General features: G+C 52.4%; 22 protein-coding genes. 16 read left to right on the plus strand and 6 right to left on the minus strand.

The window, feature by feature from the left end; genetic code table 11:
- The 4 genes from D5S03_RS10145 to panC all read right to left on the minus strand — a co-directional run.
- On the minus strand, positions 1-196 hold a 196-nt coding region (locus tag D5S03_RS10145), incomplete at its 3' end, for an S-adenosylmethionine synthetase N-terminal domain-containing protein (RefSeq protein ID WP_287043816.1).
- An 11-nt stretch (positions 197-207) separates the two neighbouring features.
- Entirely contained in the window at positions 208-855 is a 648-nt protein-coding gene (locus D5S03_RS10150; protein WP_287043818.1) for a DUF502 domain-containing protein, read from the minus strand.
- Complete coding sequence (gene panD / locus D5S03_RS10155; RefSeq protein WP_287043820.1) at positions 848-1,207, minus strand: aspartate 1-decarboxylase; 360 nt, start codon at positions 1,205-1,207, stop codon at positions 848-850. The genes D5S03_RS10150 and panD overlap by 8 nt, the downstream gene beginning before the upstream one ends.
- Before the next feature lie 87 nt (positions 1,208-1,294).
- Positions 1,295-2,140 (minus strand): pantoate--beta-alanine ligase, encoded by an 846-nt coding sequence (panC, locus tag D5S03_RS10160; protein ID WP_287043822.1) that lies wholly within the window; start codon positions 2,138-2,140, stop codon positions 1,295-1,297.
- Positions 2,141-2,400: 260 nt separating this feature from the next.
- Between panC and D5S03_RS10165 the strand changes: the two genes are divergently transcribed.
- A complete protein-coding gene (locus D5S03_RS10165) occupies positions 2,401-5,316 on the plus strand; it encodes an insulinase family protein (protein WP_008870220.1) in 2,916 nt (971 codons plus the stop codon).
- 128 nt (positions 5,317-5,444) lie between these two features.
- Here D5S03_RS10165 and D5S03_RS10170 read toward each other — a convergent pair whose 3' ends face one another.
- The gene (locus D5S03_RS10170; RefSeq protein ID WP_008870219.1) at positions 5,445-6,749 is read right to left on the minus strand and encodes a M23 family metallopeptidase; all 1,305 of its coding nucleotides are present in this window, start codon (positions 6,747-6,749) and stop codon (positions 5,445-5,447) included.
- 500 nt (positions 6,750-7,249) lie between these two features.
- Here D5S03_RS10170 and D5S03_RS10175 point away from each other — a divergent pair, with 500 nt between their 5' ends.
- The 15 genes from D5S03_RS10175 to D5S03_RS10245 all read left to right on the plus strand — a co-directional run bounded on the left by D5S03_RS10175 (position 7,250) and on the right by D5S03_RS10245 (position 21,928).
- Positions 7,250-7,801 carry a hypothetical protein gene (locus D5S03_RS10175; protein WP_008870218.1) on the plus strand — a complete coding sequence of 184 codons (552 nt, stop codon included), beginning with the start codon at positions 7,250-7,252 and terminating at the stop codon, positions 7,799-7,801.
- A gap of 852 nt (positions 7,802-8,653) precedes the next feature.
- Positions 8,654-8,926, plus strand: coding sequence for a ComEA family DNA-binding protein (locus tag D5S03_RS10180; protein ID WP_008870216.1), 273 nt, complete (start codon positions 8,654-8,656; stop codon positions 8,924-8,926).
- A 304-nt stretch (positions 8,927-9,230) separates the two neighbouring features.
- On the plus strand, positions 9,231-9,614 hold the full coding sequence (locus D5S03_RS10185) for a Fur family transcriptional regulator (protein WP_008870215.1): 384 nt from the start codon (positions 9,231-9,233) through the stop codon (positions 9,612-9,614).
- Between the two features lie 158 nt (positions 9,615-9,772).
- A complete protein-coding gene (gene rbr / locus D5S03_RS10190; protein ID WP_008870214.1) occupies positions 9,773-10,348 on the plus strand; it encodes a rubrerythrin in 576 nt (191 codons plus the stop codon).
- A 330-nt stretch (positions 10,349-10,678) separates the two neighbouring features.
- Positions 10,679-10,882: a rubredoxin gene (locus tag D5S03_RS10195; protein WP_008870213.1), complete on the plus strand. Its 204-nt coding sequence runs from the start codon at positions 10,679-10,681 to the stop codon at positions 10,880-10,882.
- 69 nt (positions 10,883-10,951) lie between these two features.
- Positions 10,952-11,113 (plus strand): rubredoxin, encoded by a 162-nt coding sequence (rd, locus tag D5S03_RS10200; protein WP_008870212.1) that lies wholly within the window; start codon positions 10,952-10,954, stop codon positions 11,111-11,113.
- A 252-nt stretch (positions 11,114-11,365) separates the two neighbouring features.
- A complete protein-coding gene (locus D5S03_RS10205; RefSeq protein ID WP_287043828.1) occupies positions 11,366-12,568 on the plus strand; it encodes an FprA family A-type flavoprotein in 1,203 nt (400 codons plus the stop codon).
- A 3-nt stretch (positions 12,569-12,571) separates the two neighbouring features.
- Positions 12,572-13,258, plus strand: coding sequence for a DVU0298 family protein (locus D5S03_RS10210; protein ID WP_008870210.1), 687 nt, complete (start codon positions 12,572-12,574; stop codon positions 13,256-13,258).
- 63 nt (positions 13,259-13,321) lie between these two features.
- Positions 13,322-14,191: a decaprenyl-phosphate phosphoribosyltransferase gene (locus tag D5S03_RS10215; RefSeq protein WP_287043830.1), complete on the plus strand. Its 870-nt coding sequence runs from the start codon at positions 13,322-13,324 to the stop codon at positions 14,189-14,191.
- Positions 14,188-14,586, plus strand: a complete 399-nt coding sequence (locus tag D5S03_RS10220) for a GtrA family protein (RefSeq protein WP_287043832.1) — start codon at positions 14,188-14,190, stop codon at positions 14,584-14,586. Before D5S03_RS10215 ends, D5S03_RS10220 begins: the two co-directional genes overlap by 4 nt.
- 46 nt (positions 14,587-14,632) lie before the next feature.
- Complete coding sequence (locus D5S03_RS10225; protein WP_287043834.1) at positions 14,633-15,958, plus strand: FAD-binding oxidoreductase; 1,326 nt, start codon at positions 14,633-14,635, stop codon at positions 15,956-15,958.
- A complete protein-coding gene (locus D5S03_RS10230; protein ID WP_287043836.1) occupies positions 15,940-16,674 on the plus strand; it encodes an SDR family oxidoreductase in 735 nt (244 codons plus the stop codon). Before D5S03_RS10225 ends, D5S03_RS10230 begins: the two co-directional genes overlap by 19 nt.
- Before the next feature lie 217 nt (positions 16,675-16,891).
- Complete coding sequence (locus D5S03_RS10235; protein WP_287043838.1) at positions 16,892-18,382, plus strand: ArnT family glycosyltransferase; 1,491 nt, start codon at positions 16,892-16,894, stop codon at positions 18,380-18,382.
- Positions 18,383-18,749: 367 nt separating this feature from the next.
- Positions 18,750-19,994 (plus strand): HDOD domain-containing protein, encoded by a 1,245-nt coding sequence (locus tag D5S03_RS10240; RefSeq protein ID WP_287043840.1) that lies wholly within the window; start codon positions 18,750-18,752, stop codon positions 19,992-19,994.
- Between the two features lie 20 nt (positions 19,995-20,014).
- On the plus strand, positions 20,015-21,928 hold the full coding sequence (locus D5S03_RS10245) for a bifunctional diguanylate cyclase/phosphodiesterase (protein ID WP_287043842.1): 1,914 nt from the start codon (positions 20,015-20,017) through the stop codon (positions 21,926-21,928).
- Positions 21,929-22,252: 324 nt separating this feature from the next.
- Here the strand turns inward: D5S03_RS10245 and D5S03_RS10250 are convergent, their stop codons facing one another.
- Positions 22,253-23,629, minus strand: coding sequence for a sigma-54-dependent transcriptional regulator (locus tag D5S03_RS10250; RefSeq protein WP_008870202.1), 1,377 nt, complete (start codon positions 23,627-23,629; stop codon positions 22,253-22,255).
- Positions 23,630-23,874: the final 245 nt, after the last annotated feature.

Raw genomic sequence — 23,874 nt, forward strand, 5'->3', positions numbered from 1 at the left:
ATCCACTGGTGGTGATCTCTCCGGCAATAAAGGCAAGTCCCGTGGTGACTAAGGTCTCACAAGCCACCCTGGAGTATTTGTCCTGGGCCAGAATAGCATCCAGCACTGCATCTGAAATCTGATCCGCCACCTTGTCCGGATGACCTTCGGTGGCGGACTCGGAGGTAAACACATAGTTTTTACTGGATAAAAACATATTTAAACCTTTTAGACTTTTTTTTCCGGGTTTAGTATCCCGCCGGACATAAGCAGTTTGAAGGAATCCTCCACGCTCATGTCCAGGGGGATGGTTTCATCTTCGGGCACCATGAGATAAAATCCGGATGTAGGGTTGGGAGTCGTGGGCACATATACATTGACCATTTTCCTGTTGGTCTTTTCCTGCAATTCACCCACGGCTATCCCGGTAACATAAGCCATGGCATATACTCCTTCCTTGGGATACTCTATAAGCACCACCCGCTTGAAGTCCTTGGCCGTGCCCCTGGCTATGGTGTCCAGAAGCTGCTTTACCGCTGTATAGATCTTATTGACTATGGGGATGTGCTCAACGATTCGCTCCCATATATACACCAGCTTTTTGCCCAGGTAATTGCGGACAAACATCCCGGAAAAAATCAGTACAAGTAAAAGCAGAATCAGGCCCAGCCCCGGGACCGGGAAGGGCATGAAATTCTCCGGGCGATAGGCAGGGGGTATGATGAGCAGGATACGGTCTATCCATTCTATGGTAACCTTTAAAATGAGAAAAGTGGCGACTATCGGGGCCAGAAACAGAATCCCGGCCAGGATATTCACCTTCAGAAACTTGCGCAGGCGGCCGAAAAGGGACAACTGTTCCCGGCGATCATCCATGCTGCTGCCCCCTTGCCTTGTTGTCCCCGTCCACCAGGACCACACTGGGGACATGTTCCTGCTGCTCCCGGGAATCCAGCAGGCAGTAGGCGGCAATGATTACTTTCTGCCCCGGGCTGCCCTTGTGGGCCGCGGCGCCGTTGAGCCTAATCTCCCCGGGCTCTCCGCGAATTGCATAGGTAGTCAGGCGTTCCCCGTTGTCCAGGTTGTACACATCCACCTGCTCAAAAGGAATGATTCCTGAAATATCCAACAGTTCCGGGCAGACTGATATGCTGCCCTCGTAGTCCAGGCATGCTCCAGTCAGTGTGGCCCTGTGTATCTTGGCCTGTAAAAAAGTTCGTAAAGGCATGGTTGATGGTTTATCTCTTGCTGTCTGCTGCTGTTAAAAGACTATAGGAAAAGCCGTTGCGGGGCTTTTTGACAATATATTGCAGTATTAACCAAGAAGAATATTGTCAATGAGCCTGGCTGGACCAAGCTTCAGGGCCACTGCCGCCAATGCCCCGGGCTTTAATGTGCCCGGCCTGTCCAGGGTATTGCAGTCCACTATCTGCACGTAATCGATTTCTCCCTGGGGAAGATTCTTCTGGTAAAAATTTTTAAGCTCCATTTCCAGCTGAACAGGGTCTGTAAGGCCCGACTCAAACCTTTCCCGGGCATACAAAAGACCCTGGTAAACCATGGGCGCGGCTTTTCTCTGCTCCGGGTCCAGATAAGCATTCCGCGAGCTCATGGCCAGTCCATCCTCTTGGCGCACAATGGGCCTGCCCACTACTTCCACGGGAATATTTAAATCCCTGGCCATCTTGCGGATAATTATCAGCTGCTGCCAGTCTTTCTGCCCGAATACAGCCTTGTGCGGACAGGTAAGGTTGAAAAGCTTGCAGACCACAGTGGCCACGCCACGGAAATGCTCGGGCCTGGACCTGCCGCAGAGCTTTCCGGACAGTCCCTCCACCTCCACCCAGGTAGCATAATCTTCAGGATAAAGACTGTCCCGGCCCGGGGTAAAGAGTATATCCACCCCTTCCTCCAGAGCCGCATCAACATCGCTGTCCAGATCCCGGGGATAATGCTGATAGTCCTCTCCGGCACCGAACTGGGCCGGATTGACGAAAAGAGAAACCACCAGCAGGTCGCAGTATTCCCTGGCCCAGCGCATGAGGCTTAAATGCCCTTCATGAAAATAACCCATGGTGGGCACCAGGGCCAGGGTCCTGCCGGAATGCCTGGCCTGCATGCAGGTCTGTTGAACCTGGGAACAGGAAGATATAATGTCCATTGAATTACAGGTGTTCGGGGTTCGCTGAAAGCAGACAGCCCGGCTGAAACAGTCCGGAAAAAGCTGAGTACTGACTTTGTACCCGCAAAATTTAGCCCAAATAATTGTGCTTGTCCATCCCGCGATTCAGTAAGCACCCGGACTCTTCCATGCTTTTTTACCATTCAGGGAACCCGCCAGAGGTTGAGTTTATCTCTGATTCAATTTATGCTGGTAGCCTTTGAACAATTTTAGACAAAATCTCTCATACGGAGGAAAAAGTGCAGCAAGCCAATAGATTCCGCCTCGTGGAAGAAAGGCACATCCCGGAAATCAACTCCCTGGCCCGCCTTTTCGAGCACCAGAAGACCGGGGCCAGGGTTCTGTCCATGACCAACCAGGATGAAAACAAAGTTTTCGGCATCACCTTTCGCACCCCGCCCAGGGACAACACGGGGGTGGCGCACATCCTGGAGCATTCAGTGCTTTGTGGTTCCCGCAGATACAGGGTCAAGGAACCCTTTGTGGAACTCTTGAAAAGCTCGGTTCAGACCTTTTTAAACGCCATAACCTTCCCGGACAAGACCTGCTACCCGGTGGCCAGCCAGAACCGGCAGGACCTGTACAACCTTATGGACGTATATCTGGACGCCGTATTTTTCCCCAATATCCCCCCGGAGGTGTTTGCCCAGGAAGGCTGGCACTATGAGCTGCCCTCTCAGGACGCTCCCCTTAAATTCAAGGGGGTTGTCTACAACGAGATGAAAGGCGCATACTCTTCGCCGGAGAGCCTCCTTGCCGAGTACTCCCAGCAGTCCCTGTACCCTCAAGGTACTTACGGACTGGATTCAGGAGGGATCCCCGAGGAAATTTTAAACCTTACTTACGACGACTTCATTCAGTTTCACAAAAAGTTTTACCATCCATCCAATGCCTGGATTTTCTTTTACGGCGACGACCCGGAGCAGGAGCGCCTGGACCGGGTGGGAGAATTTCTGGATCAGTTCGATCCCCTGGATGTTAATTCGCAGGTCAATACCCAGCCCAGAACCGACATGCAGAAAAGGGTGGAGGAGAGCTACAGCGCCACCGACGAAAGCGATCCAAGGTGCTACCTGACCATAAACTGGCTTCTGCCGGAAACCAGCTATCCTCAGTTGAATCTCGGGCTGCGCATCCTGGACTTCATCCTCACCGGCATGCCTGCTTCACCCCTGCGCCGGAGGCTCATTGAGTCCGGTCTCGGCGAGGATCTGGCCGGGGTGGGCCTGGAGACCGACATTTTTCAAATGTACTACTCCACAGGCATGAAAGGAGTGCCCCCGGAAAACCTGGACCGGGTGGAGGCTCTCATCCAGGAGACCCTGCAGGACCTGGCCCGCAACGGTATCGACCCGGAAATAGTCCAGGCCGCCATGAGCAGCGTGGAGTTCGCCCTGCGCGAAAACAACACCGGATCCTTCCCCCGGGGACTGGCAGTGATGTTCAGAGCGCTCAGCACCTGGCTCTACGATGAAAGCCCTTTTTCCCTTCTGGAATTCAGCGACGTCCTGGAACAGATAAAGCTGAGGCTGGAACAGGGGGAGAAGGTCTTTGAAAACCTGATCCAGGAACATTTCCTGGATAATACCCACAGGACTGTGGTTCTTCTAAGGCCCGACAGCGACATGGAGCGCAGAATCCAGGAAATGGAAAACCAGCGCCTGGAAGAAGCCAGGAAACAACTGGACCAGAAACAGATGCAGGAACTGGTGGAAAGCACCCAGAAGCTCATGAAATGGCAGGAAGAACCCGACGACCCGGAAGAACTGGCCAGAATCCCCAGGCTTACCCGGTCGGATATGGAACCACAAATCCGCACCGTGCCCAGAAGGGAAGAGAAGGTTCAAGAAGCCACCCTGCTCATGCACCCGCAGCCCACCTCAGGGATTTTCTACCTGGATCTGGGAATGGATCTGCACTTTCTGCCCCAGAAATACCTGTCCTATGTACCGCTTTTCGGCAGGGCCCTGTTGGAGATAGGCACCTTCAGCCAGGACTACACCGCCCTGACCACCAGGATAAGGCAGCTCACCGGAGGCATTGTCCCGGTGCCTTTTTCCCATTCTGTACGCGGCAGCAGTGAAAGCACCTGCCGGCTTTTTCTACGTGGCAAATCCCTGCCGGAAAAAGTTCCGGACATGTTCAAAATATTCAGGGACATTCTCACCCAGGTCAAGCTGGACAATAAAGAACGTTTCAGACAGATGGTCCTGGAAGAAAAATCCGGCCTGGAGCAGGCCCTGGTGCCTGCGGGACACCGGGTGGTGGGCATGCGCCTCAAGGCCAGGTACTCGGAAGCGGACTGGGCCCAGGAACATATGTCCGGTGTGACCTACCTGCTGTTTCTACGACATCTTCTGGAAAAAATAGAGAAAAACTGGGACCAGGTCCTTTCCGACCTGGAAGGCATCAAGTCTTTGCTGGTACATAAAGGCAGCATGCTGGTCAATATCACCGCCGAAGAAGACGCCCTGGACCAGGGCCGCCAATACCTGCAGGACTTTCTGCAAGAGATCCCCCGGGAAGAGGCGTCCCGTCAGCACTGGAAATGGAGCTGCACTCCCGGCAACGAGGCCCTTTATATACCGGCCCGGGTAAACTACGTAGGCCGGGCCGTGGACCTGGAGTCAGGATCCTACCGTTTTCACGGGTCATCCATGGCAGCTACAAGGTTTTTGCGTGCCAGCTGGCTCTGGGACAAGATCCGGGTCCAGGGGGGAGCTTACGGAGCCTTCAGCAGCTACGACCATTTCAACAATGTCATGGCCTTTACCTCCTACCGCGACCCCAACATTACAAAAACACTGCAGGCCTTTGCCGGCTCCGGGGCCTACCTTTCCAGGCCGGACCTGGACCCTGAAGAAGTGGAAAAGGCGGTTATCGGCGCTGTAGGGGAAATGGACAGCTACCAGTTGCCGGACGCCAAAGGCTTTTCATCCATGATCCGCTTTCTGGCCAATATTACCGACGAATATCGCCAGAATATAAGAGATGAGATACTTGGCGCTTCAGTGGAAAACTTCCGGGAATTTGGACAGGCCCTGGACCAGGCCCTCAGGGAAGACAAAGGTGTCATAAGTATTCTTGGAGGCCAGAGCCAGATAGAAGAGCACCAGGAGGAACTGGAACTGGAAAACAGCTTCCGCCTTCTGTAAAACTGTCCTTCACGCTTTTTGGCCCCGCGAAAGCGGGGCGCTAAGCTCAGCCATGAAGCCCGGTCTCGACTTGAATAAGAGAATCGGGCTTCATGTCCTTGCCTTAATTATTTCTACTTACTGCCTTATTAATCACTTATTTTACTGAATATGTTATTTTCCAGCCAGGTGCCGTCCCACCATTCGGATGGATTCACAGGTACACCCGATACCAGAACCTCGAAATGCAGGTGATCCCCCACTGCCAGGCCGGTAGTTCCGGTTCTGCCGATATCTTCCCCCCTGGCAACATCCTGCCCTTCGCTTACGTCAATGCTGCTCAGATGTGCGTAAAGGGTCTGCAGCCCCAGGCCGTGATCCAGGATCACTGTCTGTCCGTATATGCCCAGATCCCCGGTAAAAACCACCTCGCCCCTTTCAGCCGCCGGCACCGGAGCCTGAGCCGTGGAAGCCAGGTCCACCCCCAGGTGCACCTGGCGGTCAATTTTTTCACCCTCATAATAATAACTCCTGTGATCAGCAAAACCGGCCATAAACGCAGATGGCTTGCGCTTCAAAGGGCCTTCGACCCTGAAATCGGGAGATGTTCTGGCAGAAATCTCCTGCACCCTGTCCCGGTTCTGCTCCCTTAATTCACGGTTGACCCTTAAAAATATCTCCAAGGGATCGTTTTCATCCGGAAACTTGCTTTCAAACTGGGGCATCTGGGACCTTAAGAAGCCATCACTTATGTTCAGTTCGGCCTGCCTGAAATCCCTGGCGTTTACATGATAGTTGAAGCCGGTAACCTGCCTGTTGCCCGCCTTGTCTTGCGCCATGACCCTGGGGGTGTCCCCCTGGGGATCAGCATCATAGGCAAAGGAAAAAAGGCAGTAATAATTGCCGTCTGGTTTCTGGTAAGCTGGAAAAAAATATTCACCCAGCTGAACCCCGGTCTTTTCCACTTCCTTGGACAGGGAATAGATGACCAGGCCGGCACCGCCCTGGTTGAGGTTGTGCGTTGTGGACACCAGAGAGACTGAAGGTGGAATGCTGTCAAAGACCATCTTCCTGGAAGCCAGGGATTCGTTGCCCCGCCCCCAGTTTACAATGGATCTGTCCACGGCGCGCACCTGGAGTTCGAATTCTCCCTGGTCCAGATCCGGCAGTTCAAGGCTTGCTTCAAGGTCGTTGATTCCCGGTTCAATTTCCTCATCAACCGACTTCTTAACTTCGCCGTTCTGAATCACCTTCACTTCAACGTGTTTAAGACCCAGCCCCGGATCATGCACCTGGATTTCAAAGGGCTTTTCAGCATTTGTGTAACTCACCTCGGGTTCAATGCCGATTACGGGCTCCTCTTTGTCCACGTAGTTTATGTATACGTATCCCGCACCAACGGCCAGAATAAGAACCAGAGCCAGCCAGAAACCCTTTTTAAATTTTAAAGCCATAACACCCTCGTATAGTTTAAAAAGTATACAACCCCACTTTTCTGGGGGGCTGACTTAACCTTCACTCGAGGTAACAGTTTAGCCTTTTTTCAAGGACAGCAGGGGACATATGCCCCGCACTTATTTTTTGTAAGGAAGATTGACAGGTTTTAAAAATAAGTGCTGGTAGAGCCAGTCCCCAGTGCCACATGCAAATGGCTGAACTGTCACCACTCGACAGACACCGATTTTAAACCTCCTGATAAAAAAATCAATATCAAAGTGTTCCCAGGACGGATCAATTATAAATTTTATTGCTGGACATTTTGCCGGCAGTTTAAACTTGCTATGCTCTGCACTTTCAGGTAATGAGCCTTAAAAGGCTGGTAAGTGGTCCGGAATGCTCAGGGGCTGACCACGTTATCAGCCTCCGGCTATCACGGTTTTTTGTGGAAAATCTATAAGTGGGTGGTATCTCAAAGCTTTAAAAAGCCAAATTCTTAAAAGGAGGTTTTCAGGTAATGTCCCAGGAGAAAGTAAAGCCCGTGGGAGAGGAACAAGGTAGCAATCCCTCTTTTACTCCGGATGAGGTCAGCAATGTCAAGCAGGATATGGGCAAGGTCGCCCTTGCGGTTGCAGTACTGGCTGTATTTCTGCTGATAATCTTTTACTACACGGTCAACTCCAAGGTACAGGAGTTTTCCGAAAAAGTGGAGGTTATCGAGGAAACCAGGACCATGGTCCAGGATATCGATGAAAAAGTCGACAGTGAAATGCGCGATATCCAGGCAGATATGCGCCAGGTCACCCAGAAAGCTGAAGGCACTGCCGACGACCTCCAGAAGGCTGAGGAAAAGATTTCAGGCATAGAAGGCAAGGTTGAGGATATGGATGAGCGCATCGCAGAACTGGAAGACCTGCCTGATGTAGTCAGAAACATGGTCCTTGGCGGTATGCTCGAGGAGATCTCTCAAAAAGCTGATTACGTTGGCTCCCAGGTTTCCGAAGAACAAAAGGAAAAGCTGGAAGAAGCCCGCAGGATTATGGACGAGGTACGAAAAGAAATGCAATAGTACCTGCCTGTCTTAAAGCTCAGTCAGTTAAACTTGTTATCTGTTCAGCGCTTTGGATTCGGCATGGGGACCTGCCCTCCCTGCACTTATTTTTCTGAAGGAAGATTGACAGGTTTTAAAAATAAGGCCGGGTTGCCTGTACCCTGCTTACCTTAAAAGTCTAAACAGATACCATACTTGAAAAAACAGCCCCTGCCCGCGTGCGGACAGGGGCTGTTTTTTCTTGCGTCGAAGATCAAAGCAAAAAAACACCCGGCAGCTCAGAGCCCATACAGGCAGATAAAATTTCACTTCAGTCATATCATTTTAATTTGCAATCAAGATGATCTTAATGTTTATCACTACAAACCTTTTGGCAATGCTTTTCTTATCTGCGGAGATCTGCGCAATCAGCGGCCAAGATTCTTTGCCTTTGATGTTATCAGTTGCATGAAGAAGAAAGATGTTAGCCGCTGATCTCGCTGATCTACGCTGATTAAAATCATTTTGATAGCAATCTAGAATCAGCATTTATCTATCACACAGTCTTATCATTTTATGATTACGGCACGGCCTGCATCCCTTCTCCCGGCAGGTACCTGTTCAGCGCTTTGCATGTAGCACGGGGACAGTCCTCCTGGCCAGCCCCCCCTGAATGGTTACACCCAAACTGATATTCCGGCAGTGGTTTTGATCCTGCTTTTTTGAATACTTAACAGATACTTGCATTTCTGATCCTTATATGCTAATCTAATAATAATTATAATACATATCAAACAGTTATTTATGCTGAACTCTAACTATCAGTTTTTTCCGCTCTGTTTTTTCGACTTCAACGGGACATGCGAATCACCTGAAAATTAGGAGGCTCTTATGATTAAGTTTAGCTTGAAAGTGGTTATACTGTTTTTCGCCTTGACACTGTTTCTGACTCCGGCATCGTCAATGGCCGGAGACCATATAAATATCAATACAGCTGATCAGCAGGAACTGGAAAGCCTCCAGGGCATCGGCCCGGCTCTATCAGAGAGAATCGTGGAGCACCGCGAGCGATTCCCTTTTGAGGAAAAGGAGGATATCAAGCAGGTATCCGGAATCGGAGAAAGCATCTATGAAAACATAAAAGATGTGATTGTCGTGGACTAAGATTCCGGCCGGTCTTCCCGTTGAAGCACTCAAGGCCCGCGGAGCGCATATGTCGTCCCGGGCCTTTTATTTTTGAGCACCCGCCCTGCATGCACAGACGCGCAGACTCTGTTTTTTGCCACCTCAGGGGCTGCATCTCCGGCCTTCACTCCCTGCCGCGCGTCTGGCGCAATTTGTGTGGCAAAAAAGACAACTCAACACAGATCCTCCATATCCCGTATTAATATCGATTGCCTCTAACCCAGAAAAAATACTTGACAAAAGCCCGAATAACAATAACGATTCCTAAAAAGGAAGGATAAATATGCGCTTGACAAAACAAAGAAAGATCATACTGGAAAGGCTTAAGCAGTCACGCAGCCACCCCACAGCTGTGCAGATTTATGACGAGGTCCGCAGCGAACTGCCCAATATCAGTCTTGGTACCGTTTACCGCAACCTGGACATTCTTTCCAAAGAGGGAATGATCAGCAAGATAGAAACCTGCGGGGATCAGAAAAGATTCGACGGGATTCCCGATCCTCATCTGCACATTATCTGCTCCAGATGTGGCAAGGTACAGGACGCTCCCCAGGAGCCCGACTTGGATCTGGACCAGTTGACCCGGGTGGAGACAGACTTTTTGATCACCGGGGTAAGACTGGAACTCCTGGGGGTATGTCCGGATTGCAACAGGGAAAACAACTAAGCATCCCGGCCTTTGTTTGCATTGCGCGTTAAAACGGTTTATCCACTCCACTGATGTCGAATATTGAGGATCAGTTTGACTGGTCCTCATGTATATACTGTATTGGTTGTTCATCAATTTATGAAGTTAAAACAAAATACCCAGGAGGTTGATTACTTATGAAATCCTTGAAAGGCACCAAGACTGAAAAAAACATCCTTACCGCTTTTGCCGGTGAATCTCAGGCCCGTAACCGTTACACCTATTTCGCCAAGCAGGCCAAAAAAGACGGTTACGTCCAGATATCCAATATATTTGAAGAAACAGCCAATCACGAAAAAGAGCACGCCAAAAGGCTGTTCAAGTTCCTGGAAGGCGGCGAGGTGGAAATTCAGGCTGCATACCCTGCCGGCAAAATAGGGTCCACTGTTGAGAACCTCAAAGAGGCCGCTGCTGGAGAAAATCACGAACATCAGAGCATGTATCCCGAATTCGCCAAAACAGCGAGAGAAGAAGGGTTTGAGGAAGTGGCCGTGGCCATGGAAGCCATAGCGGTATCCGAGCAGTTCCATGAAAACAGGTACCGCACCCTCATTGCCAACATAGAACAGGGCAAGGTGTTTAAAAAAGACCAGGAAGTCACCTGGAAATGCCAGAATTGCGGCTACACCCACAAAAGCGCCGAAGCCCCCGGGGAATGCCCTTCCTGTGCTCACCCCCAGGCTCATTTCGAGGTTCTTTGCGAACACTGTTAATCATACCCGGCAACCAGGCACCTTGCAAAGCCCCCGGTTGCCGGTTTAAAAGCCGGCAATAGAAGTTGCAATACGCAAAAAAACTGTCATGACCTGCCAGAAGCAGATACATCAGCGCTTAACCATTCAGGGGGCACTCAGTTGTAGCTCCTGGCACGAGGTCTGGTGGGGACTGTCCCGCACTTATTTTCTAGCGCTTACAACTGTCAATTGTTCATCAAAAAATAAGTGCGGGACTGTCCCCAGGCCGTTGCGGCACCCCCTGAATGGTTACATCAGCGCCATGTATACGGTAATCCAGTCTAAGAAACCATGCACCAGGAGTTTAAAATGGCCCAGCCAGAAGAGATGTGGCAATGCCAGATGACCAATTGTGGTTGTATCTATGACCCGGACAAAGGTGACCGAAAGAATAAAACCCCAAAAGGCACCGCCTTTGAGGACCTGCCTGAGGACTGGAAATGTCCTGTATGCGGTGCATCAACCAAAAACTTCCGCCCCCTGGCCGGCCCCGGGTCAGCAAGGGAAGAATAAAGGATCTCTCAGCAAATCAGGCTGCACAGCAGCCATGAGTGCAATTTTTAACCAGCACCGGAGGAAATCATGCAAAAATGGGTATGTACAATTTGTGGTTACGTCTATGATTCTGCCGCCGGCGATCCGGACAACGGAGTAGCAGCTGGCACCAAGTTCGAAGATGTGCCTGACAGCTGGGTCTGCCCGGTATGCGGAGCAGCCAAGGACGATTTTGCCCCTGAAGGCTGAGACCTTCGCAACTGTTTACTGCAGATCAGTGGCATCGGGTCGGTACCGGGATCAAAAACACCTGTAACACCCCACAATCACATGGCCTCATATCTGATTCCGTTCTCGGCCCGGAACAGAATTCCGACACCAATACCCGTTACGGGATAAAAGCAGACAGAAATCGAGTTGAATAATTACAGAACTTCCAAAGAGTCCCGCTGGCCGGTCCAGCGGGGCTTTTCATTCCCTTAAGGCTTCTCTGGAGGACAAATGCCAGCAATCGAAATCAAAAAAAACGTTTACTGGGTGGGTGCAATAGACTGGAACCTCAAGAACTTTCACGGCTATGCCATGGCCCGCCGGGGCACCACCTACAACGCCTTCCTGGTTCTGGACGACAAGATCACCCTTTTCGACACTGTAAGCGAAAAATTCAAGTGGGACCTCTACCATCAGGTCAGAAGCCTGGTAAAGCTGGAGGAAATCGACTATATTGTGGTCAACCATGTGGAACTGGATCATTCCGGAGCTCTTCCCTTCATGGTGGACAATATAAAACCGGAAAAAATATTTTGCTCTTCCATGGGTGAAAAATCCATCCACGGCCACTTCCACAACAAGGACTGGCCCCTGCAGGTGGTCAAGGACGGAGAAAGCATCTCCCTGGGCAAGAGAAACGTCACCTTCATGGAAACCAGGATGCTGCACTGGCCGGACAGCATGTTTTCCTACATACCTGAAGACAAACTGCTCATATCCAGCGACGCTTTCGGCCAGAACATCGCCAGCCAGAAGATATTCGACGACCAGCACGATTTGAACCTTCTTCTTTCCGAGGCCAGGCACTATTACACCAACATCATCCTGCCCTTCTCCCCCCTGGTACAGAAGCTCCTGGACAAAGTGCAGAAGGCAGGCCTGGAAATAGACATGATCGCCCCGGACCACGGAGTCATCTGGCGCACGCACCCAGGAAAAATCCTGGAGGCCTATGCGGATTTCGCCGCCCAGACCCTCAAGCCCAAGGCTGTTCTGGTATACGACACCATGTGGGGCAGCACCGAAAAGATGGTCAAGGCAGTGGCCGATGCCCTCACTGAAGAAGGCATAGACATCAGGGTCATGTCTCTTAAGTCTTTTCATCACAGTGATGTCATGGGCGAGTTCTCCGATGCAGCAGCCCTGGTCTGCGCCTCTCCCACCCACAATAACGGCATGCTTCCCCTCATGTCGGATTTTCTTACCTACATGAAGGGCTTGAAACCCAAAAACCGGCTGGGAGCGGCCCTGGGGTCCTACGGCTGGAGCGGTGAAGCTCCCGGAGCAATGGCCAAAGTCCTGGAAGAGGCCGGATTCGAACTCCCGGAAAAGCCTTATCGGACCCAGTTTGTACCTGCACACGAACAACTGGCCCAGTGCAAGGAACTGGGACGCAACCTGGCATCAGCCATCAAGGCCAAAACCCAGGCATAAGCCATGCAGCAAAAAAGTCAGCAACATGGTTACAGGGAACTGAAAAAAAAGGTCCCCCTTCTCCTGGAGAACCGGGATATTGATCAGGTGCTTCCGGAGCTCATGCAGTACCCCGCCCAAAAACTTCTGGGGGCTTTATATGCAGCCCTTTTAAGCCCCCGGAAGCTGATAAAATGGCACTCGGTCACCGCCATAGGGGTTACAGTAAGCAGGCTTGCCCAAAACGACCCGGAACAGGCCCGCATTGTCATGCGCCGATTCATGTGGACCTTAAACGACGAATCCGGAGGCATAGGATGGGGATCACCTGAATGCATGGGCGAAATAATGGCCCGCCACCAGGGACTGGCCCGGGAGTACAGGCGCATTTTATTTTCTTACCTGGTCCAGGGGGACACGGGCAGTGACAATTATCTTGAATACCTTCCCCTTCGCCGGGGGGCTTTCTGGGGACTGGCCAGACTGGCCCAGGGTGATCCGGTACTGTCCAGGGAAGCTACCTACCAGGTCCAGAAGGCCCTGAAGCAGGAAAGCGATCCGGAAATACTGGGCCTCATCTGCCTGTACCTGCGCCTTAGCCGGCGGAGTAAAGACGAGTTCCCCAGGCCAGATCCCGGCAGCGGCACCCTGGAGATTTACTGGGACCAGCAGCTTCAATCAATCCCTGCCAGGGAACTTTGCCTGGAGTAGTCATTCTTAAAGCATACTCTTTACCAGTTATACCCTGCAATATATATCCCCCAGCCCCAATACATGATAAACAAGGCCTACATATCCTTATTAAGACCTCACCAGTACATTAAGAACCTGTTTGTATTCGCACCTCTTTTCTTTTCCTTTCGTTTCCTGGAAGCTGAGCCTCTTCTCAGGACATTTACCGCTTTTGCCGCATTTTGCCTGATAGCCAGCAGTGTTTACATCTTCAACGACATAAAGGATATCAATGAAGACAGCAGGCACCCGGTCAAAAAATTCCGCCCCCTGCCAGGCGGCCTGGTCTCCATTCCCGAGGCCTATACCTGCATGGCTGTTCTTCTGATTGCAGGCCTTGGCCTGGGCCTTGTCCTGGACTGGAGAATATTTTTCATTCTGGCCGGATATTCTCTGCTGAATACCTGTTACACCCTGAAGTTAAAACACGTAGCCGTCCTGGACGTATTCATCATAGGCATAGGTTTCGTGCTCAGGATCTTTGCCGGTGCAGTGGCCGCAACAGTGCAGGCCTCAATGTGGATAGTGCTCATGACTTTCCTTCTGGCCCTGTTTCTGGCCCTGGCCAAACGCCGGGACGACGTGCTGCTCTCAGACGAGGGCAGGGATGTACGCAAGTGTATTGACGGTTACAACCTGGAATTCGTCAACGTCTCCATGATCATCATGGCCGCCGTAACCCTGGTCAGCTATATCCTGTACACCATATCCCCGGAAGTCCAGGACCGTTTCGAATCCAGGCACCTGTACCTGAGTGCTGTTTTTGTTCTTTTGGGCATCATGCGCTACCTGCAGATCGTATTTGTCCAGCAGGGAGGAGGCAACCCCACCCGGGTTATGCTTGAGGACCGCTTCATGCAGATAACCGTTGCCTGCTGGCTGTTATTCTTTCTTATCCTGACCCTGACATGACAACCGCCTTTTTATACGCCCTGTTCGCCTTAGCTGCCATTGTGGTCAACCTGGGCACGCAAATGATCAGCTTCAGCCTGTACCAGGGCCCCCTGGATCTTTACCTGGCCCTGGCATGTGGTACTTTCACCGGGCTTTTGACCAAGTACGTCTTGGACAAGAGGTATATTTTCAGATACATTTCCAGGGATTTCTGCGATGACACCTGTAAATTTTTTCTTTACTCCTGTATGGGGGTGTTCACCACCCTGATATTCTGGGGCACTGAAATCGGGTTTCACCATCTGTTCGAGTTTGAACACGCCAAGTACGTGGGAGGCGCTTTGGGACTGACCATCGGCTATGTCCTCAAGTACAGGCTGGACAAAAAATGGGTTTTTGTTGCCGGGACATAACATTGACCCCGGCGTAAGATGCTTTCTTTCATGGAGATGCACAGACTTGCTGGTATCCAACTGGAACAACTGTCCCCGGGTAGAGGCCGCAATGCGCAGCTTCAGATCCCAGGAAGAAGCCCGGGATATCCTGGGGCAGACAGACAGGTGCATCCCCCGCGGCCTGGGCCGCTCTTACGGGGATTGCTCCCTGGGTGAAAACATCATCTCCACCCCCGGCTTCAGGCGCTTTATCCACCTGGATCCCGCAAAAGGCATACTGGAATGCGAAGCCGGAACCAGCCTGGACCAGATACTTTCGGTCATCATCCCCCACGGCTGGTTTTTGCCGGTCACCCCGGGCACCAGCCGCGTAACCCTGGGCGGGGCCATCGCCAGCGACGTACACGGCAAGAACCACCACCTGCATGGAGCCTTGGGCCGGCATGTGCTGGACCTGCGTCTCCTGACCCCCCAGGGCCATGTCCTGGTCTGCTCAAAAAATGAAAATCCGGCAATTTTCCAGGCCGTTTGCGGCGGCATGGGACTTCTGGGCCTGATACTCTCCGCCAGGATAAGCCTCATGCCCCTGGAATCCGTATTTATCCGCCAGAAAACCATCCCGGCTTACGACCTGGACGAACTTATGAGTTTTTTTGACAGCCATCACCAGAGCACCTACACAGTGGCCTGGATGGATTGCCTTCAAAGGGGCAGGCACCTGGGACGCGGCCTTTTTATGCACGGTGAGCACTGCAGGTCCCATGAAGCCCCGCAAAGCCAGCTTATACCCCCGGGCTGCAAAGGCATAAGCATTCCTTTCACCCTTCCTTTCAGGGCGCTGACCCCAGCAGGCATTAAAGCCTTCAACAGTCTCTACTTCCACCGCAAATCCAGGCGTACGGGCTACGAAATTTCAAGCATTGAATCTTTTTTCTACCCCCTGGATGCTCTTTCCAACTGGAACCTCCTCTATGGAAAAAAAGGCTTTCTGCAGTATCAGTTTGTCCTGCCCCGCTCCACATCCCGGTCAGGGCTGCAAAAAATTCTGCAGCACATAAATTCCTTTGGCCAGCCTCCCTATCTTGCAGTACTCAAGCTTCTGGGCAAAGGACAGGGTCCCCTGTCCTTTGCCCAGCCCGGCTACACCCTGGCCCTGGACTTTCCAATCCGTCCCGGAGTCTTTTCCCTGTTAAACGCTCTGGACCGGGTGGTGCAAAAGCTCGGAGGCAGAATCTACCTGGCCAAGGACGCCAGGATGAAAAAACACATGCTCTGGGAGGGGTATCCCCGGGCAAAGGAATTTGTAGAGCTGAAAAAAAGGCTTGACCCGGAAAACAAATTGAGTTCCCTGCAATCCAGGAGGCTTGGATTATGTCAAAACCCGTACTGATCCTGGGGGCCGGCTCGGACATAGCCAGGGCCCTGGCTCACCAACTGGGCGCGGCAAAGTATGATTTGTATCTGGCCGGGCGAAACCTGGAAGAGCTGCAAAAAGACGCCCGGGACCTGGAAATCAGATACGCCATCAAGGCCCGGGGAGTTTATTTCGATGCCCTGGATTTCGCTTCCCATGAAGATTTCTACGACAGCCTTGAAACAAGGCCCTACGGAGTAGTCCTGGCCTTCGGAGTCCTGGGGGATGAGTCCCTGGCCCGCAGTTCCCGTGAGCAGTGGGAAAAAATCATCCATACCAACTATACCGGCTGCGTAAGCATCCTCACTGTGGCCGCCAACCGCCTGGAACAGGCAAAAGAAGGGTTTGTGGCCGGGATAAGCTCCGTTGCAGGCGACCGGGGCCGGGCGGCCAACTATGTATACGGCAGCGCCAAAGCCGGCCTGAGTATCTTTCTAAGCGGCCTTAGAAACAGGCTGCACGGATCCGGGGTCCGGGTGATCACCGTAAAACCTGGCTTTGTCAGAACCAGGATGACCAGGGACCTGGAACTGCCCCCCCGGCTCACCGCTACTCCGGAGCAGGCAGCCAGGGATATTTTTCAGGCCATCACCAAAAAAAGAGACATAATCTATACCCGGTGGATCTGGCGCTGGATCATGCTGGTGATAAAAAGCATTCCCGAGAAAATATTCAAGCGCATGTCCATATAGTCAGTGAGTACTTCCTGCCCCTTTTGGAAATGGGCAACAAATGACAATTTATTCCCCATGATAATGCTTTTGTCGGGGTCGGCGTCGGTATCGGGATCGGTATCCAAAAATTTTGTTGGCGTTCCACATGATTTCGCCTCCGGTTTCGATTACGATGCCGATACCGACACCGATTTTTATTGTAAGAGCAAAAACAACCTTTTAATAGTTACAAAAAATGAACTACATCCAGGCCAGAGACTTTTTTTATTTCGCCCTGTTTTTGTCCCTGCCGCTGAAGCTCATCCTGGCCGGGACACTTCCCCTGACCGGTGACGAGGCCTATTTTGTAATCTGGGCCCAGCACCCTGCTCCGGGGTATTATGACCACCCCCCCCTTATCGGGTGGCTGATCCACCTGTGCATGTACATATCCGGGCACGAGATCCTTGTGCGCCTGCCTTCCATCCTGGCCAGCTATGTCCTGGTCTGGGGAGTATACAGGATCCTGAGTGATCACGACCGCACCAAGGCCCTGCTGGCCGCATCCACCCTTCTGCTTACTCCGGTCTTTCTTCTGGGTGTCCTGGTCACCACTGATACCGCGCTTATCCTGTCCATGTTTTTATCCGTGCTGGCCCTGCACCGGGCTGAAACCAGAAACAGCAACCTTCTGTATATACTTTCGGGCATCCTCCTTGGCCTGGCCTTTCTTTCCAAGTATTTCGCCGCCCTGCTGCTCCTGGCATATATTCTTTATTTCCTGACCGGCGGCCTGAAAAAACTTCCCCGGCTGGGGCTTGTCCTTCTGGGCTGCCTGCCTCTGGTGGCATTCAACCTGTACTGGAATTACACTCACTGCTGGGTGAACATAATGTTCAACTTCATAGGCAGGGGAGGCGACGCCGAGTTAAGCCCCATGCAGCCACTCATCCTCCTGGGGATGCTGGCCTGGGTGGTCTCCCCTGTTCTTCTGGTCCAGCTTTTCAGGCACCGCAGTCAGGTGTTAAGCAGAATACGCAGTTCCGGACAAGGGCTTTTCGCCTTTGCCGCCCTTGTGCCCCTGGCCGTGTTCTTCGCCGCTTCCCTTTTTTACTCCGTGGGTGCACACTGGATCCTGGGCTTTGTTCCTTTTTTATATGTAATCTACGCTGCATTGCCGGGCAAATCCCTGATCCTGGGCCGCAAATTCATGCTGGGGTATGCCCTGCTGCATATCGTGCTGGTGGCAGCAGCCCTGCTTGTGCCTCTGGAGATAATCAAGGAAAGATCGGGTCTTTACCGGGACGCCGTCTTTTACCTGCGTCCGGCCCAAGTTGCAGAAAAGCTGGACTCCTACAGGGCCGATTATTACGCCACACCCAGCTACTCCAGGTCCGCTGTACTTTCCTACTATTCCAGCCACTACTGGGGGGTCCTGGGCACCGGTTCCAGGTACGGGCGCGAGGATGACCGCATAACGGATTTCAGGGAGCTTGACGGCAGGGACATCCTGTTTCTTTCCCGGGATGACGATCTGGACAAAGACCGGTTAAGCCCGTATTTTGAATTCCTGGAACCCAGCCGGATCCAGATCCGGGAGACTTCCTTTGCTGTCGCGCTGGGACGGGGATTTGATTACTCTTCTTACCAAAGCCAGGTACTGGCCCAAATAAAAAAGAGGCACTACGATATACCGGAGTTTCTGCCCCTTGGCCGGTGTTTCTTCCATGAGCGTTATTTTCAGTGACATTTCGCTGTATACATTTCAAAAATTTCTGTAACTATTCAGAACCTGCGGACGAAAAGCCAGGGGCCGGGGGTTCGGCAAACTGGGCGTAAACTGTCTGAGCGACGTAGGAAGCGTTGATCAAAACCGTTAAACACTCAACTTGATTCAAAGCATAATATAATTGAAGCTTTTCTGGTTGAAAAAACTTGAAGAGGTTTTGATTTACGCTTCCTTGGAGCGAGTTTTTACCTCCTGTTTGCCGAATTTCCGGACCACTGGGAGGTCATATCATTAAGGAGAACACTTACAAATTTCTTTCAGCTCCGGTTGTGCTTAAAGATTACTGCTATTGCATTTTCAGGATATTTTGCTTACAGGTGGGCCAATGGGCAGAATTCTGGTAGACGACATTAAACCCGGCATGGTCCTGGACGATGATGTGCGGGACTTCAACGGCCGCTTTCTCCTGGGCAAGGGCCTGAGCGTTCAGGAAAAGCACCTGCGTATTTTCAAGATCTGGGGGGTCAGCGAAGTAACGGTTCAGGGAGACGGGGCTGAACAGGACGACGAGCCCGAGGAATTCTCCAGGGAAGAACGCCGCAAGGCCGCTTCCCAGATACTGGAAAGATTCCCCCACTACGATCCCCAGCATAAAGTCAGCCGCAAGCTCCTGGAGATATTCATCCTCTGGAAATGCAGGTACCCGGGGGGATTCTACACATCAGATGCCTGGCATGAGGCCCTGGACAACCATACTCCTCCCTCTGAACGTAACAGGGGCGAGCCTGTTGACCCCTCGGTCATTATCCGGGACGAAACCAGGATGCCTTCCCTGCCGGACATCTTTTTTCAGATCCAGGAGGCCATTCAGGACCCCAGGACTTCCGCCAGGCACCTGGCGGATATTATCAGCAAGGACCAGGGCCTGACATCCAGGCTGCTCAAGCTTGTCAACAGCGCCTTTTACGGCTTCCCTTCCCAGATCGACACCATCAGCCGGGCAGTGGCCATCCTGGGCACCAGGCAGCTGAGCATGCTGGCCATGGGAGTGACCGTGCTTTCGGGCTTCAAGAGCATTTCCCCGGACATCATCGACATGAAGGGCTTCTGGAAACACAGCCTGGCCTGCGCCATAGGAGCCAAGACCCTGGCCCAGTACCGCCACCTGTCCAATACCGAAAGCATCTTCATCTGCGGCCTGCTGCACGATATAGGACGTCTGCTCATGCTGCGTTACTTTCCCAGGGAAACCCTCTGGTCCATGCACCTGGCGGCAACAGAAAAACTTGAGCTTGCCCGGGCGGAAAAGAAATTCTTTCGCCAGGACCACGCCCAGCTGGGCGCAGCCATCATGAAGAACTGGAAGCTGCCCCTCAAGCTCGAGCAAAGCATCCGGCATCACAATAGTCCTGGCAAATCCAGCTTTCCCATTGAAACCACCCTGGTAAACATGGCCAATGTGCTCTCCAGCGGGTGCCTCATGGGTTTCAGCGGAGAATATATGATCCCGGCTCCGGACCTGGAAAGCTGGGACGCCCTCAACCTTGACCCTGCGGTGCTGCTTCAGACGGCCAAACTCATGCAGTCCCAGGCGGACAACCTTTTTCAGCTTTTTTTCGACAACAAATGATCGTTTTCGGGCAGAAATAAATGCAGGATAAAGACAGCACAGAACAGATAAAAGATCTGCAGGCCAGGCTCGAACACCAGGAAGAGATCAACCGCTTTACCCTGGACGCCCTGGAGCTGGCAGCAAGTCTCATAGACTTTCAGCCCCGCATCAGCAGTCTGGAAAGCCCCTCCCTTATCCTGGACGAGATATGCAACCGCATTGCCAGGCTCATAGACTTCCAGGCCCTGGGAATCTATCTGGTGGACGAACAGTACAACGATTTCTACCCCGCTTACATGACCCCGGCCAAATACAATGAAGCCCTTGCTCAGGAAACAGGCCGGCTTATTGACAAGGGCTTCTTTCCCTGGGCCATGCGGGAAAAAAGACCGGTCATACTTGCCGGATCCTGCAAAGACAGAAATATTGTTCTGCACGTGCTATCAACAAGCGCCAGGGTCCGGGGTATGTTTGTGGGGCTTGTAGATGCCGAGGTACATACTGTGCCGGATGTTTCCTGGGGGCTGTTGACTATTGTCCTGTCCAGCAGTGCCAATCAACTGGAAAGCTTTGAACTGTATAAGCTTTTTAGAGAAAGCAATATCCACTTGAAAAAAATAGTTCAGGAAAGAACCAGGCAGCTTGAGGCCCAGGCCAGCTATGACCGTTTGACGCACCTGCCCAACCGGGACATGATTTTTAAGAACCTGGAAAAACAGATCCGCTGGTGCCTGCATACCAACGATCAGTGCCAGGCCGCCTTTATCCTGGTGGATCTGGATATGTTCAAGGAGGTCAATGAAAGTCTGGGGCATCAGACCGGGGACAGGCTCCTGGTGCAAGTCGGTGACCGTTTGCAGGAATTGACAGACGACTGTGAGACTCTTGGCAGGCTGGGCGGAGATGAGTTTGCCCTGGTCTTCACCGGGAATGACGTCAGGAAGCTGGCTACAAAAAGGGCCGGCCAGATGATCCAGGCCATGGCCCGGCCGTTCGAGCTTCAGGGGCAAAGCCTTCTTCTGGATGTCAGCATCGGTATAGCCATATTTCCGGAGCACGGCAAAACCCTGGGGCAGATCCTCAGTCGTGCGGACATGGCCATGTATGCGGCCAAGCGCATGAAAACCGGGTATGCCGTGTATGATCCCAAGTTCGAATCCTCGGGAATCAACCGCTTAAACCTCATGTCAGAACTCAAAAAGGGCCTGCAGCATGATCAGCTCTCCCTCTATTTCCAGCCCAAGATAAACCTGCATACAAGCAGGGTCTGCGGCGTTGAGGCCCTTATCAGGTGGCACCACCCCACCCGGGGATTCATATCCCCCGAGGAGTTTATCCCTCTGGCTGAACAGGGCGGCCTCATCAGAGAGCTCACTTCCAGGGTTATCCGCATGAGCATGGAGCACCTGCAGCACTGGAAAGCCATCGGCATCAGCATCCCTGTAAGCATCAACCTCTCGGTGCGGGATATCCAGGACAACAATCTCCCCTCCCAGATCTCATCCGCCATTGAAAATCATGCCCTGGATGCTTCCTGCCTGGAACTGGAAATAACCGAAAGCGCCTTCATGAGCGCTCCGCAAAAGGGCCTTAGGGTCCTGAAAAACCTGGACAGCCTGGGCATCCCCATGGGTATAGACGATTTCGGCACAGGCTACTCGTCCATTGCCTACCTGCGGGATCTGCCGGTGAAAATAATCAAAATCGACCGCAGCTTCGTCATGGACATGGATTCAAACGACAACAACCGCAAAATAGTCAAGTCCATCATAGACCTGGGGCACAACCTTGATCTACAGGTAGTGGCCGAGGGAGTGGAAAGCCGGACAAGCCTGGACATGCTCAAAGAACTGGGCTGCGATATGGCCCAGGGCTACTTCATCCTCAAGCCCAGACCATTTGACGAACTGACGGACTGGCTGCAGAAAAAAACTGATCTGCAAAAACTGTAACGTAACCATTCAGGGGGTTGCTCGGTGGTGATTACTTGCACAGGCCCCGGGGACTGTCCCCCGCTAAGTACTAACTGTGCAGGCTCACAAAACTTCGCGCACGTACTTTTTATATTTGTGCTGAAAAAGATGTCGCGGGGACTGTCCCCGGGGCCATTGAGACATCCCCCTGAATGGTTACACTGTAACTGCCTGCACTCTGGGTGGCTGCACCCTGCAGGGGTCCCTTATAAGCAGCTGCAATTCAAGCGTGATTATTTCAGCATGCTTATGCCCCATGCTTGTCATTTTATTCATACACAACGAACCATGACAGGCAGATCCTCAAGCTTTTCTGGTCAGTCCATATTTCTTGAGTTTGTACTGCAGGCTGCGTCTGCTTATGCCCAGAGCCTGAGCAGTGTTTTCCCGGTGCCCATTATTGGCCTTAAGTGCCTGTTGCAAAGCTGCCTTTTCCGCACTTTCCAGTCCTTCCTTCCCCGGAGCATTCCCGGCAAAATTTCCGGTCGTACCCCCGCCGGCTATACTCTCAGGCAGGTCCCCGGCATCCAGGACATCGCTTCTGCATAGAATTATGGCTCTTTCCACCACGTTTTCCAGTTCGCGGACATTGCCTGGCCAGTGGTAGCTTTTAAGGGCCTGCAGAAAATTATTATTTATGCCCCGCACCTGCTTACGGTTTTTTTCCCCCAGGACCTCCACAAAGTGATTCACCAGAAAGGGCAGGTCTTCCATTCGTTCCCGCAGGGGCGGAACTGTTATCTCCACCACATTGAGGCGGTAATACAGATCCTGCCTGAAATTGCCCTGCCTTACCTCCTGCAGGAGATCCTTGTTGGTGGCTGCCACAAAGCGTACGTCCACCGGGTCTTCCTGCGTGCCGCCCAGGGGCTGGACCACTTTTTCCTGCAGAGCCCGCAAAAGCTTGGCCTGCAGTTGCAGGGGAAATTCTCCTATCTCGTCCAGAAAGAGAGTACCCTTCTCCGCCAGCTGAAATTTGCCCGGTTTATCCTTTGCTGCACCGGTAAAGGCCCCTTTTTTATATCCGAAAAGTTCGCTCTCCAGCAGTTCCGGTGGCAAAGCTGCACAGTTAATGCTTACCAGCGGGCCTTGACTTCTGGGACCGGCCTGATGCAGGGCCCTGGCCACCAGTTCCTTGCCTGTTCCGGATTCTCCGAGTATCAGCACGCTGGCTTCACTTGGCCCCACCTGCTGCACCAGGTCCATGACCCTGTGCATGGCCGGACTCTGACCGATGACCCGGGCCTTTTCCTGCACGCCCTGCAGGCCTTTTCCGGTACGGGCGCTGTCGCGCACAAGCCTGGAATAATCCAGTGCCATCTGGATAACGGATTTTAGCTCATCGATATCAGCAGGCTTGGTCAGATAGTCGAATGCGCCCTGTTTCATGGCATCCACGGCAGAACCTACGCTTCCAAAGGCCGTGAGCATGACCACCTGCACACCGGGATGCAGTCTGTGTATACGCTCTAAGACCTGCATCCCGTCCATGCCGGGCATCTTGATGTCCAGAAGCACCACGTCTATATGCTGCTGCTCCAGCATATCCAGGCACTGCAGTCCATTGCCGGCCTCCATCACCTTAAAGCCCTGGTCCTGCATCACTGCCTTGACCATCATCCTGTGCCCGGATTCGTCGTCCACCACCAGCAGTGCGGGCTTGTCTTTTTCATTTTCCATCAGATAAATCCTGTTATCTGCATGTAAGGCCTGTCTCTACTATGCGTCTTTTTGTTATGCCCAAAGAGCCTTGCTGTTGCTGCGCCGGCCCGGGGCTGTGAGTGAATACTGCCGCACAAATACTGCAGATGACGCTGCATAGTCAATTCCAGTGCCGGCGCAGCAGATGATTAAGAACCCATAAAATCCCGGCACCCTGTTGCCACAGACCTGGCCGGGAAATCTTTACGGCCGAACAGACTTGA

This window comes from Desulfonatronospira sp. MSAO_Bac3 (assembly GCF_003838035.1).
Lineage (GTDB): Bacteria > Desulfobacterota > Desulfovibrionia > Desulfovibrionales > Desulfonatronovibrionaceae > Desulfonatronospira > Desulfonatronospira thiodismutans.